Origin of the sequence: Rhodopseudomonas sp. BAL398 (assembly GCF_033001325.1) — a bacterium.
Lineage (GTDB): Bacteria > Pseudomonadota > Alphaproteobacteria > Rhizobiales > Xanthobacteraceae > JARJEH01.
The window spans coordinates 494,548-509,884 of sequence record NZ_CP133111.1 but is presented as its reverse complement, the minus strand read 5'-3'; the positions used below and the strand labels follow the sequence as shown (position 1 = coordinate 509,884).

General features: G+C 63.0%; 8 protein-coding genes. 2 read left to right on the top strand and 6 right to left on the bottom strand.

Annotation, left to right across the window (positions count from 1 at the left end):
* Positions 1-196 precede the first annotated feature (196 nt).
* The gene (locus tag RBJ75_RS02310; protein WP_152647735.1) at positions 197-4,060 is read right to left on the bottom strand and encodes an AAA family ATPase; all 3,864 of its coding nucleotides are present in this window, start codon (positions 4,058-4,060) and stop codon (positions 197-199) included.
* 275 nt (positions 4,061-4,335) lie between these two features.
* Positions 4,336-6,324: a glycoside hydrolase family 9 protein gene (locus RBJ75_RS02305; protein WP_080901049.1), complete on the bottom strand. Its 1,989-nt coding sequence runs from the start codon at positions 6,322-6,324 to the stop codon at positions 4,336-4,338.
* 234 nt (positions 6,325-6,558) lie between these two features.
* On the opposite strand from RBJ75_RS02305, the gene RBJ75_RS02300 reads away from it, so the two are divergent.
* Positions 6,559-7,326, top strand: a complete 768-nt coding sequence (locus tag RBJ75_RS02300) for a hypothetical protein (RefSeq protein ID WP_152647736.1) — start codon at positions 6,559-6,561, stop codon at positions 7,324-7,326.
* Positions 7,327-7,560: 234 nt separating this feature from the next.
* Here the strand turns inward: RBJ75_RS02300 and RBJ75_RS02295 are convergent, their stop codons facing one another.
* Together RBJ75_RS02295 and RBJ75_RS02290 are read right to left on the bottom strand one after the other, a co-directional pair.
* On the bottom strand, positions 7,561-8,808 hold the full coding sequence (locus RBJ75_RS02295) for an alanine racemase (RefSeq protein ID WP_044418860.1): 1,248 nt from the start codon (positions 8,806-8,808) through the stop codon (positions 7,561-7,563).
* On the bottom strand, positions 8,805-10,619 hold the full coding sequence (locus RBJ75_RS02290; protein ID WP_276156199.1) for a hypothetical protein: 1,815 nt from the start codon (positions 10,617-10,619) through the stop codon (positions 8,805-8,807). Before RBJ75_RS02290 ends, RBJ75_RS02295 begins: the two co-directional genes overlap by 4 nt.
* 113 nt (positions 10,620-10,732) lie before the next feature.
* Between RBJ75_RS02290 and RBJ75_RS02285 the strand changes: the two genes are divergently transcribed.
* A complete protein-coding gene (locus RBJ75_RS02285) occupies positions 10,733-12,133 on the top strand; it encodes a pyridoxal phosphate-dependent aminotransferase (protein WP_160297983.1) in 1,401 nt (466 codons plus the stop codon).
* On the opposite strand, the gene RBJ75_RS02280 is transcribed toward RBJ75_RS02285, so the two are convergent.
* Positions 12,119-14,893 carry a B12-binding domain-containing radical SAM protein gene (locus RBJ75_RS02280; protein WP_276156200.1) on the bottom strand — a complete coding sequence of 925 codons (2,775 nt, stop codon included), beginning with the start codon at positions 14,891-14,893 and terminating at the stop codon, positions 12,119-12,121. The genes RBJ75_RS02285 and RBJ75_RS02280 overlap by 15 nt on opposite strands.
* Positions 14,890-15,210: an acyl carrier protein gene (locus RBJ75_RS02275; protein ID WP_160297964.1), complete on the bottom strand. Its 321-nt coding sequence runs from the start codon at positions 15,208-15,210 to the stop codon at positions 14,890-14,892. The genes RBJ75_RS02280 and RBJ75_RS02275 overlap by 4 nt, the downstream gene beginning before the upstream one ends.
* Positions 15,211-15,337 lie beyond the last annotated feature (127 nt).

Here is a 15,337-nt window from a genome sequence, read left to right as displayed (position 1 = left end):
CGGCCACCCTAACGCTGCCCCCCCAACGCTAAGTGTTTAGCTTCGCTTTGATGCAGAGTTCGCGAAGCACCGCCGTCCAGCGATTGCAGACGAGATCGACTGCTTGAGCCTTGGCAAAGTCAGGCTGTGGCCAAGCACGATGAGCTGTCAGCTTGGAGCAGGCGTCAACACGGGCATCGAAGCATTTCGCGCGACGTTAAGAATGCTCAAACAATACACCTACAACATCCAATAGGCCTGTGAGCCTTGGAAAACCCATTTGTCCATTAGAGCTCAAGATTTCACCCGCCGTGGTACCGTCCGAATTCAAGCTTTCAAGGACAAACAGATCGCCATGAACTCGGAGGCGCTTGAAATATCTTGCGCCATTTTCATCTACCGCGATGACTAACATTCCGTCCCGCGAGACGGCTTGTTGCTTTTGAAACTCAACGGGTTGAGTAATAATAAATTGCCCATCAAGCGCAATTGGTTCTGCACTACGCCCGCTGACCTTGAAAAGCCTTGCATTGTTGAGAATGTCATTTGCAAGTGAAATGTCCGCAAGCTCAACGAATTCCACTCCCTCCATTTTAGGAGGAATAGCAGAGCCGGGTCGAGGGAAGAGTGTCCCAACAATCTTCTTAGCTACGAGCTTTTCCTTAGGCACTATGATCGGCTGCGGCAGGGCGTATGGATCAATTGATTGCCCCGTCAACACTGCAATGTGGGGATGAACATCCGCTTCGTTATACCGCCTGACCAGTAATTGGTCGCCACATGTGGCCGCAACCAAATTCCGCTGATTCAGCTTAGCGCCGTTGCAGACAATTAGGAGATGACCAACAGACGCGATGGGCTCGAGAGTACCAGCCGCCAATTGGAATATGTCGTGATCATACAAAACGATTCTCTCCGCGCTGGCTAACTCCTCCAAGGTAATCAAGCCGTCTCCAACTCGACCATCAGCTTTAGCGGCGGCGGCGATCCCAGTGTACGCAATGCTCATCTTTTTCACATCAGCAGAGTTCCCTTTCGGAAATTCCACGACATTATCCATCCAGGGAAAGACGCGTGGTTCACCGCAATAAGCCTCGTACTCAGCAAAGACTCTGAAGCAAGTGTGTATTTGATCCTGCAGAGTCTTTTCCCAAAATTTCTTTACATCCTTCGCTTCAGCAAGCCCTACGGTGCCGTCATAGTGATGATGGGCATCATTGATGATCTTAAGTGCTTTAACTTCATTCGTACCTGCAATTACACCTAACAGTTTTTCGAAAGGCTGCCGATTGAATGGAGAGACACCACTAGTTGCGAGCGATCTCATCTTCGTTGCCAGCTCACCAAGATGACAATTGTTGATGTCCGGACCTTCGGACCGCAGCATGATCCGCAAAAGATCTTCGCAGTACGTCCTGACCTCCAGAATGTATGCATGGCCACGCTTATCGTCGCTATTCTTAGACGCTTCGCCAAAACCTTGCGCCAGCGAACTACCGTTGACGACAGTCGTGACGTTAGAAATAGCGTTCAGACTTACGACCAGTCCTTGCTGTCCTTTAAGACCTTCTAGATTCACTAGAAATTGAAAAAACTGCCTCTCGTGAGTAGTAAGGATGAGCTGCGCAGCCTGCGGATCAGACCATTCAGCATTCGCGAGTTTTGCAATTTCCTCTGCCCATTTCCTTTTGTTGCGCGGGTCAAACGTCACTTGGGGGTCATCTAGTACAACAAGCGGAAACGGATTGCTCTCGAGATTTTCTAAAGTCTCTTCACGGAGGGCAAGGACAAACGCCCAAAGGATTGCTCTGAGCCACGACGTGTTTGCGACAGCGCTTGCGTCGATCAATATTCCATCGTGAAAACATCCGGCTATACGCACTTCTTTCTTGCCCAAAGCAGCGTCTGAAAATGAAAGCCGCTCGCGAAAATGAATGCGATCGAGCACGGCTTTCATTCGGGCCGACAGAGCTAAGATTGAATTTGCAGTTTCAATCGTTACCACGGTCCTCAGGTACTTAAGCGGATCAAGGGCGGCGGCGATATTTTCTCTTTCTTGTTGCTTCAAATAAATTGCGTGCCACTTGCCGGCTTCACCAGAGGCGGAATTTAGGGCCTTTGCTATATCATCAAGTGGAGCGGCCTTTTCTAAAGCGGCCTCCAGCGAAGATAGCTTCCCTTCAAGGCTTTCTGGAAGAAACTGACCCGAGCCGTCATCGCTGCCCCGCAAAGATGCCCATGCATCACGAAATTCCGCACCATTTATTTTCCACCAATCAACGAACTCTATAAGATGCTCAAGCGAGCGAATATAATTTAGCAAATCATTAGCAATTTTGGGGATCGACACGTCGGTTTGAGTGGAATGCGGGTTAAACGCGGGTAGAGTTTTAGTGAGGAATTGCGCTTTGTCGCGAGCAAACGCAGCCATGCCGGTTAATACGGTCGAGAAAGGAACAGCGTTTACAAAACGGTCGAGCGCCGCGCTCTCGAAGGCGTCCGGTATTTTCATCTCAACCAATAGGTCAAAGTGATTTAGTAAATCCTTTGGAAGTTGATCTCGAAGTCTTTTCTCCAGTTCGGCGCAGACATCACTCAATTTTCTCTGAGCCTCGGCCGAAGATTTCTTGAGTTCTGCGAGCTCATCGGCAAGCCGCTTGCCCTTTGCATCATTCAATGCGTTCTCGCAAAGTGGACAATGACCATCCGTGTGCTCGTGATCCGGTACAATAAAAAACTCGGAAGCAACGGCCTTTAGCCGCAGTTTTAAGTCATCTGTCTGACGCTGGTGCCATGCAATGGCGGAGGCGAGCCGCTCTCTAGCTTTAACGACTTCGGCTGGGATCTTAGCAAGGCCCTCGTCTTTTGCAGCTTGCGCAAGAGCCGTCCAAGCTTCAAAAACCTTGATACCGACGGCGCCCTGTTGCAAAAGACCACGAGCGGCTGTGACCGCTGATTTTATTTTAGCTCGGTCATCTGGCTTTTCGGTGTCGAGGCCGGCTGCGATATCTGATTTAAGCGTCGCCAGATGCTCGCCGGCTTGTTTGGAAGCGTCTTGCGCAATTTCCTGTAATTCTTTCGCGTAGGCGGAATCGTCGCGCTTTCGCTTGAAGGAGTATTTGAAGTCGGCCTTTTTTGCTTCCTCCTCCGCCCTTTCTAAATTGAGCTTTAGCGTGGCTTCTATAGTGCCAATTCCGTTGTCTTGGGCGTACTTCAAGAACCGTTTGGCCTTATGAGTGAAGTTCGCTGAACCATCTCCGATCAATCCAAGTTGATCTAAGCCCGTGAGCCGTTTAACGGCTTCGTAAATTGATTGACTTTTTTCGCCAAATCCAATGCGCGATAAACGAGCAGGCATAAGCAAGCCAGTCTCGATTAATTGGGGAGCTACCTGCAGGGCATGATCTATTTTTGCTTCGATTGTTGCATTACCGGAAGGAGGCGCACTCAGTTTTCGATAAGCGATGGCGGTATTGCCAGTATTATCTTGAAAGGTAAGCCGTACCCAAGCCTCTGCTGTGCCCTTCAATTTTTCTGCGGTTGAGGGGTAGGAAACAAGGGCTGGCCATTCGCCAATCTTCTCGCTCTTTTCGTTAAAGACGGCCTGCCGGCTTCCGTCATCTAAGACTAGACCCTCTGGGTCGCGACACCGATAACCTGTCATCGCCCAAATGATTGCGCTTGCAATTGAGGTTTTGCCAGAACCGTTCTGGCCCTCTAAACACCAATTCTCTGAATTTATTTTAAGTGAGAACTCTGGTCCCACCAGCGAGTTTAATCCACCGAATCCGCAAGCCTCCAGCCTAACTAACCTCCAAGTCGAGGTGCCAGCTGTGACCACCTTCTCAATCCCGGCCTTGGCGGGATCAAGTGTAGTGTCACGCCAAGCGGCTAGCAGCCCGTCAAATAGGCCTTCATTTGCTTCGGCAACTTCTAATGGGTCACTAGCAAGAAGGAATTGAAATAGCCGACGAGCCTCCGGCGTACCTAGCTGAATGCTTCCAGCTTTATACTTTTCCGCCTTTGACCACGACAATGATGCTCCAGAGAGCAAAGTCTCGATCGCGTCCGACAATAACATAGCGATTCCCCGCCCCAAAGCCGTACGATAGTTTTTTTTCGATGCAGCTCCAATTTGTTTTGAGGTTAGAATTGGGATTCTCGATTCATGTCAGAAGCTCTAGGGGGTTCGACGCAACTCTTGTTTAATCGGCCGGATTGAGCTTTCGAACGATGGGCCGACGCGACCCGGCATCATCGACGTCCCCATAATGGCCACGATGTTCCCGTGCCGGCATTCACGCAGGCGGATCATCTTGCATGATGCGCCGCCTCCCTCCCCCGCGAGGCCCGCCGCTATTTCACAAATTTGGACAACAGCCGAATATAGGCGGTCTGGTAGGCATTGCTGTTTTCGGTGACTTCCCAGGAATTCAGCGGCCAGCCGGCATTGAAGTCCTTGAAGGATTTTTGCGCCGGCTGGTCCATCGGCGGGCGCAGCGACACCGCGGTGCATTTCGCCGCGCTGCGGGCGCCGCAGCCGGCCGGGCAGCAGCTGTCGGGCTTGTAGGTCGGGTTCGGGCCGCCGACCAGAAATCCCGGCGGCGGGCCGTCAACCGACACGCCGACGCGATCCCATCTGGGGCTGCCATCGGCGAACCAGGCGTGAAACATCTCCTTCACGCTATTGGTGGCGCCGGCCGCCGCCATATTGGTCAGATACACCAGCCCCAGCGGATTCACGCCGTGCAGATAGTTGAGATAGCCCAGCGCCGCGTTTGTCGCGCGCTCAGCATCGGCGCCTGTCGCCACATCATAGGTGACGAGCTGATAGAACAGATTGCCCTGCGCCGCCTTGATCGAATTGCTGCCCCATGTGTAGTCCTTGATATAGGCGCGATAGGGATCGGTCGCCGCCTTGACCGCGCCGAGTTGCTCGGGCGCATTCATCGCGTCCGCAAAGGCGCGCCGGATCCGATCGGCGGTGCCGGGCGATGATCCTGGAATGGCCGTGTAGTACAGCAACATGTCGAGCTCGTCGGCCTCGAAGGGCGAGGCGTAGCCGTTGCTGATCACATGCAACCTGCCGACATTGGCGTCGACGACATCGCGGTAGCTGGCCTTGCCGGTCGCCTCGAACAGATAGACGGCGGCTTCGATCTTTTTCGACAGCCGGGCGTAGTCGTCGACCTCCTGTTGGCCGAAGGCGAGGTCCTTGGTGCCGGACGCCGGATCATTGTTCTTGAACAGCACCTCGGGATTGTCATCGGCCCAGCGATAGGCCCGCTCGGCGCGCCCCAGCAACTCGTCGGCATAGGCGATCTGGCCGAGCTTGCGGAAGATGTGGGCGCCGAACGCGAAGGCGCCGGCGACGCCCAGGGTCGCGCTCGTGCTCGGATTGCCATAATAGCTCGGGCCGGTGGCGGCCGAAGGCGGGCTCGCCTGCGCCACGCCCAGCACGCTGAGCGCCGAACCATCCGGATTCTGCATCCGCACCAGCCAGTCCATGCCCCATTTGGCTTCGTCGATGATGTCCGGCGTGCCATTGCCGGATTCCGGAATGCCGTAATCGTCGGTGAAGGCCGCCGGCTTCTCCTGATAGGCCTTCAACAAGGCAACCACATAACGCGCCGACCAGCTGGTGTAGCGGTTGAAATCGCCGGCGTCGTACCAGCCGCCGCTGAGGTCGCGCTCCGTCGTCGGATCGTTCGGCGCGCTATACAGCCGCGCATTGCGGTCCTGCCCCGGCCCGAGATGGCTGGCGCCGTCGGCCCAGCCGGCGCCGGCATAGTCCGCCGTCTTGGCAAATCCGGCGCGCTGGTAGAAGAAGGTGCGCATCGCCTGTTTGAGGACCTCGCGATAGACATCGTCGCCGATGCGGAAATCCGGCGAGCGGACGCCGCGATCGAGGTCGAGAATGTAATAGCGACCCGGGCGCGTCACGGCGGAGAAGTCGAACCAAGAGGCCTTGTCGCCCGAGGACGGATCGGTCGCCCCGCCGTGCCACGCAAGCGGTCTGGCCTCGATCAGTTGCGCGCCGGTCGTGGCGTCGACGAGCGCATAGCGGCGGCCCGGCTTGACATGCTCCGAGGCGTCGAAGCCGATCCGCGGATCGCGAATGACGGCGACCTTCGGCGCGGCGGGCGGATATCCGAATTGATCGATCACGATCTGGCTGGTCACGGGCACGCCGAGGCCCTCGGCCCGGGCGCCGAGACTGGCCGCCATCATGCCGGCCGCCAAGCCGACGATCCCGGCGATGCCGCGCAGCGCTCCCAGGCCGGCTCTGGGCTGGGATCGGTTCGATCGGCTGGGGTCAGGCCGCGACCATATGTTGCCGTTCATCCGCTTCGCCTTTCCGATCCGGCGCGAGCCTACAAGATTGCGGCGGCGTCGCAATGCGGGCCTGTGCGGAACCGGCGGCAAAGCCTGATCAACGTTAATCAACGGCACCCTGCCCCGCGGCCCGGACGCCATCACGCGGGCCTGGTCGCGGCGCCACCGGCGCGCCGTTCATTCTAGCTTCAGCCGCATTCGGCAAGTATGATGCAGCGTTTTCCGCCGCGATGGCGGGCCGACATGTCACACCAGGGAGCCGTGGTGATCATTCCAGATCGATGGGGGCTGCGCGTGTTGCGGCCGGCGCTGGCCGGGCTCGGCGCGTTGCTGGCCGTCGCCGCCCATGGGCAAAGCCCGATCGCGTTCGACAAGCCGCTGCGGGTCGCCGAGGTGCCTCCGACATCGAGCGATGACGGGCGGACCCTGCGCTGCAGCTACTATCCGGATGTCATGGTCCGGGAAGTCACCGACGGGCCGTCGGCGACCCCGCCGAGCATCGTGCCCGGCCCGAATCCGCCCTGTGACCTGACGCCGCCCGCCGGCGCATCGCCGATCGCGTTGGAGGACATGATGCTCGACGGGCGCATCGGCGCCTATCTGCTGTTCTCGGCGATGGACCCGCATGGCGCCACCGATTTCGGCGTCGTCAATGCGGCGACCGGGGCAACGCTGTTCAAGGACGCCGCCTATGGCGATCCGACCTATCAGGAGGCCACGCTGGACAACGATGCGCTTCGCCTGCGCTACAAGCGCGGCATCACCGCCGGCTGCTCGCTGATGCAGGACCCGGCGAGCTGCTGGGCCAGCCTGGTCGAGCAGGGCCTGATCCCAAAAGACATGGCCAAACAGCCGCCGTCGGCGCAGCTCTGCGACGCCGCCTATAAGGACATGCAGGCCGCGCCCGACAATCCCAGCATCGTCACCTATGACGTCGAGATACTGATCAGCCCCGACGGCACCAACAAGCCATTGTCGCGCGGCGCCGTGGCCTGTGAAAGCCTGCCTTAGCGGCTGACTTCAAGGGATCGATAGAATCAAGCCTTCAGGGTTGTCATTGCGAGGAGCTCTTGCGACGAAGCAATCCAGTCCTTGCTTGGCGCCCCTGGTTTGCTTCGCTGTCGGACGGCGCGATGCGCCGTCCTCGGTTCGCAATGACGACATCAAGTTTGGTTTCACTGGTTTCTTTTTGGTGGAACTCTTTGGCCCCGCACAAGCCGACATCGAGCGGCCCGTCAGGCAGATCTAACGCTGCGCCATCACCTCCGCGAAGGAGCGGCGCGGCGCCAATAGTTCGTTGCGTGCGCCGTCGCGCAACACTTCGGCCGGCCAGTCGTGGCCGAGGAAATTCAGCGGGCTGGCGTGTTTGGCATAGGCGCCGCAATTGCCGAACAGCAGCAGATCGCCGGCGGCGAGATCCGCCGGCAGCGGCGCCGCGCCGGCCAGCCGGTCGATCGGGGTGCACAGCGGCCCGGCCAGTTCAGTCGGCTCCATGGCTTCCCCTGCCCGGCCGCCGAGACGCCGCACCGCGACCGGCCGCCGCAGCGCGCGCATCGTGCCGGACAGGCCCAGCATGTGATGAATGCCGCCGTCGAGCAGCGCGAAGCGCACGCCGAAGCAGCGCTTCACGCCGACGACGCGCACCACATAGGCGCCGGCCGGGCCGGTCAGAAACCGGCCCGATTCCATCGCGATGCGCGGCCGCCAATCGCCGAGCGGACCGCCGCTGAGGCCGGCGAAGAACGCCCGCACTGGGTCGAGATCGATCGGCTCGTCGTCAGCATAAAACGGCGCGCCAAAACCGCCGCCGAAATTGATGAAGTCGAATCCGAACCGCGCATTGAGCCGTGCGGCGACTTGCGCGAAAGCCTCGAAGCGCGCGACCAGATGGTGCGGATCGAGCGTCTGCGACGATTGGTGATTATGCACGCCGATGATCCGCAGCCGATCAAGACGCGCGGCGTGGGCGACGACATAGTCCAGCGCCGCCTGATCCATGCCGAACGGCGACACCCCGCCCCAGCCGCCGCGCCGCGCGCCGACGCTGCCGAGATTGACGCGCAGCGCCACCCGCGCGGTCAGGCCGCGCTGCGCGCAGACGTTCTGCAGCACCGCCAATTCATCCCAGGATTCCGCCTGCACCGCATAGATCCCGGCCTCTGCCGCTGCCGCCAGTTCAGACGCGGTCTTGGCCGGACCGGAGAACACGATGGCGTCGGGCGCGACGCCACAGTCCAGCGCCAGTTGCAGCTCGCCGCCGGACGCCACTTCGGCGCCGAGCCCGAGCGCGGCGAACAGCCGGATCACGCCGGGCGCCGGATTGGCCTTCACCGCGTAGAACAGTTGCGCACCGGGCGGCGCCGCGCGTCGCAACCGCGCCGCCGCGTCGCGCATCATCGGCGCGTCATAGAGAAACAGCGGCGTGCCATGGCGCTGCGCCAGCGCGAAAACCGCGGCATCGCTATCGACGGCCTCGTCGGCGGCCACGCTCATCTCGGCTTCTCCTTGATCCGCGCGCGCAGCGTCCGCGCCAGCACGCAGATCTGCAAACCGCGGGCGATGATGACCGAGACCTGCGAGGGAAACGGCCAGTCGCGCCCGGCCAGCGACAGTCTCCGCGCCGGCTGCCCGCGCGGATCGAGTGGCCAGCGCCGATAATGCGGCGCGACCGGCCAGCGCGAGGCGCAACTCACCATGCCGCCCCAGCCGCCCTTCGCCAGCGCGCCGCGCAAGGCGATGGCGTTGTGATCGACGTCGGCGGCGAGCTCCCAGCTCTCCGGGCGATCGGCGGTGATCTCGCAGCGATTACAATTGATCAAAATGCGCGACGCCACGCCAAGATGCGACAGATCGGCGTGCGAGCGCACCGCGGTGGCGCCACAATTGGCGCAGCGCAGAATGCCCACCTGCTCGATCCGCGAAGCCAGCGGAATCCATAGATCGCGCAGCGCGCCGCGATGTGCCGCATAGGCCACAAAAGCCCGCCGCAGCCGGCGCTCGTGGTCCGGCGCGGCGGATGCCGCAGACTGAAACGGCGCCAACGCATCGCGCAAACGCTGGCGCAGCCGCTGCTCGCGCGCGGCGTTGTCTGGCGGATCGCAGGCCCGGCTCAGGCAGGCCTCGATGAAGCGCGCCTCGCGCGAGCCAGCCGACAGAGCGGGCTCGGCGCGCCGACGCGGCGCCGGCGGCTTCGCGGCGCCGGAGCGCGCGGCGCCCGAGCCGGCCGCGTGCGGCGCGATGCTGATATCGGCATCGCCAAACAGGCACATCCGGGCGCCGCCGCGGCGCGATCCGCTGCTGTTACTCCAGCCCAGCGCGCGGCCCACCGTGTCGCCCGCCATCATCCGGTCGAGCAGCCGGCGCGGCATCGCCGCCGGCGCGGTGGTGATCCGCCAGGTAGTGACGAAGGCGCCGATGCTGGCGCTGGCGGCGAGCCGCGCGCCGACGCCCCAGCGCGGATCGATGAAGCCATGCGGCGACGGAAACCCGATGCAGGTGCTCCAGATCAGCAGCCGCGCCGACAGCTGCGCCGGATGCAGCCGCGCTTCGCGATGCGCGGCGGAATAGATCGCCAGCCTGTTGCGATAGCACAGGCCGGTCGTCTTGCAGATCGCCGCATCGACGGCGGCGCGGCGCTGCCAGTCTTCGTCCACCGGACACAGGATCAAACCGCCGAGATCGCCGTCGATGCCGTCGCCATGGCCGTGAATGAGCACCGCGGAATCGCCGCGCCCCAGCGCCTGCCGGATCTGCAACGGCGCGGCCTGCCGGCCGAGCAGGCTGTGGCTGGCGCCGGCCGCCGTGGCGAGCGGCCAATTCGCCACCAGCTCGACCCGATGCGGCAGGTCGCGCCGCGCGGCCTTCACCGCCACCGCGCAGACCAGCGCGCGACGGCGCAGCTGCGCCAGCGTCGGCGCGGTGATCAGGCCCGGATAGCAGCGCCGATCTGCGCCGTAGAGCTGTTCGATCAGCTCGTCATCGATCCGCTCGAGCAGTGCGACGATCGCCTTGCAGCGCCGGATGCGCGCCGCCGCGTCGGGGCGCGTCGCCACCACCATGCGGCGCCCGGTCAGATGGGCGTAGAGCGCGGCGACTTCGGCCGCCTCTGTGCCCAGCGCCACCACCACATCGCGACCCGGCTGCGCCGCGCCCCGATCGGCCTTGACCCATTGCAGATCCTCGCCGAAGCCGGCGCAGATCGTCTCGACCGCCGCGCGATCAGTATCGTTCTGCAGCGGCCACACGGGCGCGCCCTGCCGGTCGACGATCAGTCCGGCAGCAGTGTGATGCGACGCGATGATCATGCGAGTGACGCGACCTCCGTCGATAAGTTATTAATACGTGGCGCAACGATTCCGTTTGTCGTGATACGCGACCGATGCGACAATCGCGGCAATTCCACCGTCGGATCGTCGCAATGACCTATCGCTCGCTGCAACGCGCCAATGCCTATTTCTACGATCCCGAGCGGCGGCTGGCGGTGATCAAGCGTCACGGCGGCGTGTCCTATCTGTCGTCCGGCGTCAATCATCTCAAGGCGCCTTCCGTTTTGCTCGAACTCGCCGGGCGCGAATTGCGCGAGCGCCGGCTGATCGAGAACTACACCTCGCCGGGCGGCGCGCTCGGCGTCGGCGCGGCGATCAGCTTCGAGATGCACGACCGGCTCGGCCGCGGCGCGCATGCGGCGATCACGCCGGCGAATATCTGCCTCACCGTCGGCGCCACCGGGGCGCTGGCCGGCGCGTTCCGCTATCTGGCGGATGTCGCCGGCGCCACAACCGCGCTGGTGCTGGGGCTCAATTACAGCTTCTTCTCGACGGTGTGCGACGAGGTCGGCATTCGTTACGCCATCGCCTGCTCCGAACTGCCCGACCGGCTGTTGCCGAGCGCCGAGGAGGCCTGCGCCCGCATCGCCGCGCAACGGCCATCGGTGGTGGTGCTGTCGCAACCGACCAACCCGTCCGGCGAATATTACGACGCATCGGAATTGCGCCGCGTCGTCGCGGCGGCGGAGGCGGCCGGCTGCTGGCTGGTGTTCGACGAGGTGCCGTCGCTGGCCTGCCCGCGCGACGACGACCTCCCCGTCCCGCTGCCGGACGGTCCGCTGGCGGAATTTCCGCGGCGGCTGATCTGGATCAGCAGCTATTCGAAATCGCGCAGCCTCGCCGGTTTGCGGGTCGGCTATCTGCTGGCCGCGCCCGAGCTCGTCGGTTTCGTGCGCAGCTACAACGAGCGCTCGCTGTGGTCGCCGGTCAATGCCGGCTCCACCGCGCTGATCGCCGACATGATCCTGCGGGTGATCGCGCGGCGGCTGCGCCAGGCCGGCGACGCCGATTCCAGGCCGATCATCGCCCGCGCGGTGCGCGGCGCCGGGCACTACATGCAGCTGTTCGCGCCGTTCAGCGACGATTTCTCGCGTTTCGACGGGATCTGGCGCTTCATCGACGACAACCTCGACTGGGCCGCCGCGATCGCCAGCTACCAATCCGACCTCGGCGCGGTGAGCGACGTCTGCCGGTCGAACTGGCAGGATTTCGTCGCCCGGATCGGGCCGCATCTGACGCAGGCGATCGCACTGCAATCCGGCTTCAATCATTGCGTCCGGCTCCACACCGGCCTCACCGAATGGGACTTCGTCGCCGCCGCCTTCGACCAGGCCGGCACCGATTTCTACACCGAGACGGTGTTTGCCGATCACGACGACGCCTCCTGCGATCGTTTCTGGGTCCGCGTCTCTTGCGCGGTCGATCCCGCAATCTTCGCCCGCGGCACCGAGCAACTGGCCGCCTTCCTCGACACCGCGTCACCCGGCCGCTGAGGCGCGCGGGCGGCGATCATCGGCCAGGATCAGGGCCTGCACCTCGCGGATCGCCGGATCGCGATGCTTGGCGAAAAACAATTCGAAGCTCGCCTCGAAACTGTCGAGCGAGCCGCCGCGCGGATGGTCCATATGCGCGGAGTAAATCGAATCGGCCTCGACGAAGCGCGCACCGGCCCGCCACAGCCGGTAGCCGAGCTCGATCGATTCCGCGCCCCAGCGCAGCCCGAACGCCTCGTCATAGCCGCCGCTCTGTTGAAAGAGCGGGCGCTTCAGTGCGACGCCCGAGCCCGAAAGGCCGAGCCATGGGAAACGCGGATCGGCGGATTGCAGGGTCTGCGATACCAGCCGCTCGAAGCGATTGCGGTGCTGGCATTTGCGCGCAATGCTGGGCCAGTCATTGACGATCATGGCGCGGCTGATGCGCTGGTCGCCGAGCCTGGAGCCGGCCCGCCGCGCGCCATCGTCGTCATACAGCAGGCCCCGCTCCGGATCGCGGAACGCGGCGAGATAGCGCAGCTGATAGACCGGCGCACGCACCACCACGCCATCGCCTTGGTACAGCTTCGCGCAGGTCTCGAGATAACCGGGCGACAGCAATACGTCGTCATCGACGAACAGGATGACCTCTCCGCGCGCCCGCGCCGCGCCGCGATTGCGCGCCGCCGCCTGCCCGATCCGCGGCGTCTCGATCAGACTGATGTGGAGCCTATCGCCGATGGCGCCAACCGCATCCCGCGTCGCGACGCCGCCGCCATCGGCGACCACCAACACCTCGAAGCCGCCGCCGGCGCTCTGCCGCAACAGCGCGTGCAGCGTCAGCAGCAGCCGTTCCGGCTTGTTGCAGGTCGGAATGATCACCGAGATCGCGGGCGACGCCGGGGGCTTGATCTGACGCTCAACGTCGTCATTGCGAGGAGCCCTTGCGACGAAGCAATCCAGGGTGTCACGCGACGTCTGAATTTGGGGCCCCTGGATTGCTTCGCCGATCGGACGGCGCGGCGCGCCGTCCTCCGCTCGCAATGACGAGGCGCGACGGTGGCGGCCGTGGTCGCGCAGCGCTTCCGCCAGGCCGTCGGGGAAGAAGCGTCGCTCGCAGGCCGTGACGAAATCCAGCGCGGCGGCGCGCTGCTCCGGCCGCGGCGCCCGCGCGCGCTCCAGCTCCATCGCCTGATCGATCAGCAGACGCATCAGTTCGGCGAGCGACGGGCCGATCGCGCGGCGGAACAGCGCCAGCTGCCGCACCAGATCGAGATGGTGGGACTTGTCGCTATGGCGGGCGATGGCGCGCACGTTCTTCAGGAACGGCGGCAGCACTTCGTCGAGCAGCAGCGACCAGCGATTGGCCGCGCCGTTGAGCGCGCGCCAGAACGACGCCACATAGGGATTGTCGATCGCCACGCCCTGATAGGTCGCGGCCGCGCACCAGCGATGAATGCCGGCCTCGTCACCGATCGCCGGCAGCACCGGCCGGCCATGGACCTTGTCATAGCGCCGCGCCGCGGCGGTGCCGCAATGGACTTTGAGCTTGTTGACCAGCCATAGCGGCTGCACGCCGCCATAAAGCCGGTTGCGTTCGATAAAGCCGACCGTCTCCTCGACCTCGGACAGTTCGGATTCCCAATCGAGCAGAATGATGCTCGGCATCATCTCGATCCCCAGCCGCCGCGCCAGCGCGATCGCGGCCTCGTTCTGCGCCACGGTCTGGCCCTTGGCCCAGCGCTTCAGCGTGCGCGGCGAACCGGATTCCAGGCCGAACAGGATCTGGTCGAAGCCGGCGGCGCGCAGCCGCAGCAGCGTCTCCGGCACCAGCGAGTCGACCCGGCATTCGGCGTGAAAGTGAATCCCCAGATTGCGCCGGATCAGTTCGTCGGCGAAGGCCAGCATCCGCGCATTGCTGTCTTCGCCATAGCCGAGGAAATTATCGTCGGCCATGTAGAAGCGGCTGACGCCGTGGTCGCGCACCAGCGCCGCCATCTCGTCGACGACGTCGACCGGATCGCGCATCCGGTACACGCCCGATGTCATGCCGCGCACCGTATTGGGCACGGTGCAGAAGGTGCAGAACGCCTTGCAGCCGCGCGAGGTGGTGAGATAGGCGCTCGGCACCGGCAGCCCGCGGGCCTTGATCGAGGCGATGACGTCGCGCGACGGATGCGGCAGCGAATCGAGTTCGAGCGGTTCGCCGCGCGGATGGCGCAGCACGCCGCTCTCGCCGCGCCGCAGCAGCGCCGGCACGGCGGCCAGATCCTGACCCGCCACCGCGCGCACCAATCGGCGCAGCGCCTCCTCGCCCTCGCCGGCGATCACGTAGTCGATGAAGGCAAAATTCGTCAGCAGCAGGTCGGCGAGCGCGCTGGCGAGCGGGCCGCCGAACACGATGGTCAGATCAGGCCGCGCCGCCTTCAGCCGCCGCGCCAGCACGATCGCATTGGCCAGCTGCAAATCATACAGGACCGAGATGCCGACCACGCGCGGCGCGAAGCCGAGCAATTCGGCCAGCAAGGCGTCGTCGCCCAAGCCCTCATTGCTGGCGCAGATCAGCCGAACCTCGCAGCCGTCACGGCGCAAGCTGGCCGCCAGATATTCGATGCCGAGGAATTCGCGCGACAGCGTGTAGTCGGAGCCGAAGGTGGCGATGCTGCCGCAGATCTCCTGATAGTCGCGCAGCATGGTCTCGCGATGTTCGATGTCGGGGTCGCCGGCGAACGGCGCTTCGCGCGGCCCGACCAACGCGACCCGGTGCGGCGCGGCGGTCATGCGCTGCTTGTTCCGATCGCCGGGGTCCGTAAGGCGGCGGCATTGTCGGCCAGCCAATCCGCCCAGGTCGCCACCGAACACAGCGCCGGGTCGAGCAGCGCCTCATCGGGAATGTCGATATTGAGATCGGCTTCGACGTTGAGGACGAATTCCAGATAGTCGACCGAGCTGAAATCCAGCGCGGTGAAACTGGTCCGCAGATCGAGCGGCTCCGGCAGCCCGCCCTTGACCGCCATGATCTCCGCCAGGATGGCGCTGAGCCTGCGCGTCAACGCCGCATTTTGCTCAGTCGTGCCGGGATCTGTCGGGTGCTCCATCGCAAGCTGCTCCAGCGCTGACGAGTGCTGAACGGCTGTGCGCCGCTCACAGGGTGATCGGCGCAATTTACAACTTATACGATAGTCGTCAATCTGGAAATCTCGTATAAGTTGAAATGCGGAGGAC

What these genes read in the sequence shown, in the direction of transcription:
- RBJ75_RS02310 (WP_152647735.1), bottom strand. Translation starts at nt 4,060, where the DNA reads ATGTTATTGTCGGACGCGATCGAGACTTTGCTCTCTGGAGCATCATTG.
- RBJ75_RS02305 (WP_080901049.1), bottom strand. Translation starts at nt 6,324, where the DNA reads ATGAACGGCAACATATGGTCGCGGCCTGACCCCAGCCGATCGAACCGA.
- RBJ75_RS02300 (WP_152647736.1), top strand. Translation starts at nt 6,559, where the DNA reads ATGTCACACCAGGGAGCCGTGGTGATCATTCCAGATCGATGGGGGCTG.
- RBJ75_RS02295 (WP_044418860.1), bottom strand. Translation starts at nt 8,808, where the DNA reads ATGAGCGTGGCCGCCGACGAGGCCGTCGATAGCGATGCCGCGGTTTTC.
- RBJ75_RS02290 (WP_276156199.1), bottom strand. Translation starts at nt 10,619, where the DNA reads ATGATCATCGCGTCGCATCACACTGCTGCCGGACTGATCGTCGACCGG.
- RBJ75_RS02285 (WP_160297983.1), top strand. Translation starts at nt 10,733, where the DNA reads ATGACCTATCGCTCGCTGCAACGCGCCAATGCCTATTTCTACGATCCC.
- RBJ75_RS02280 (WP_276156200.1), bottom strand. Translation starts at nt 14,893, where the DNA reads ATGACCGCCGCGCCGCACCGGGTCGCGTTGGTCGGGCCGCGCGAAGCG.
- RBJ75_RS02275 (WP_160297964.1), bottom strand. Translation starts at nt 15,210, where the DNA reads ATGGAGCACCCGACAGATCCCGGCACGACTGAGCAAAATGCGGCGTTG.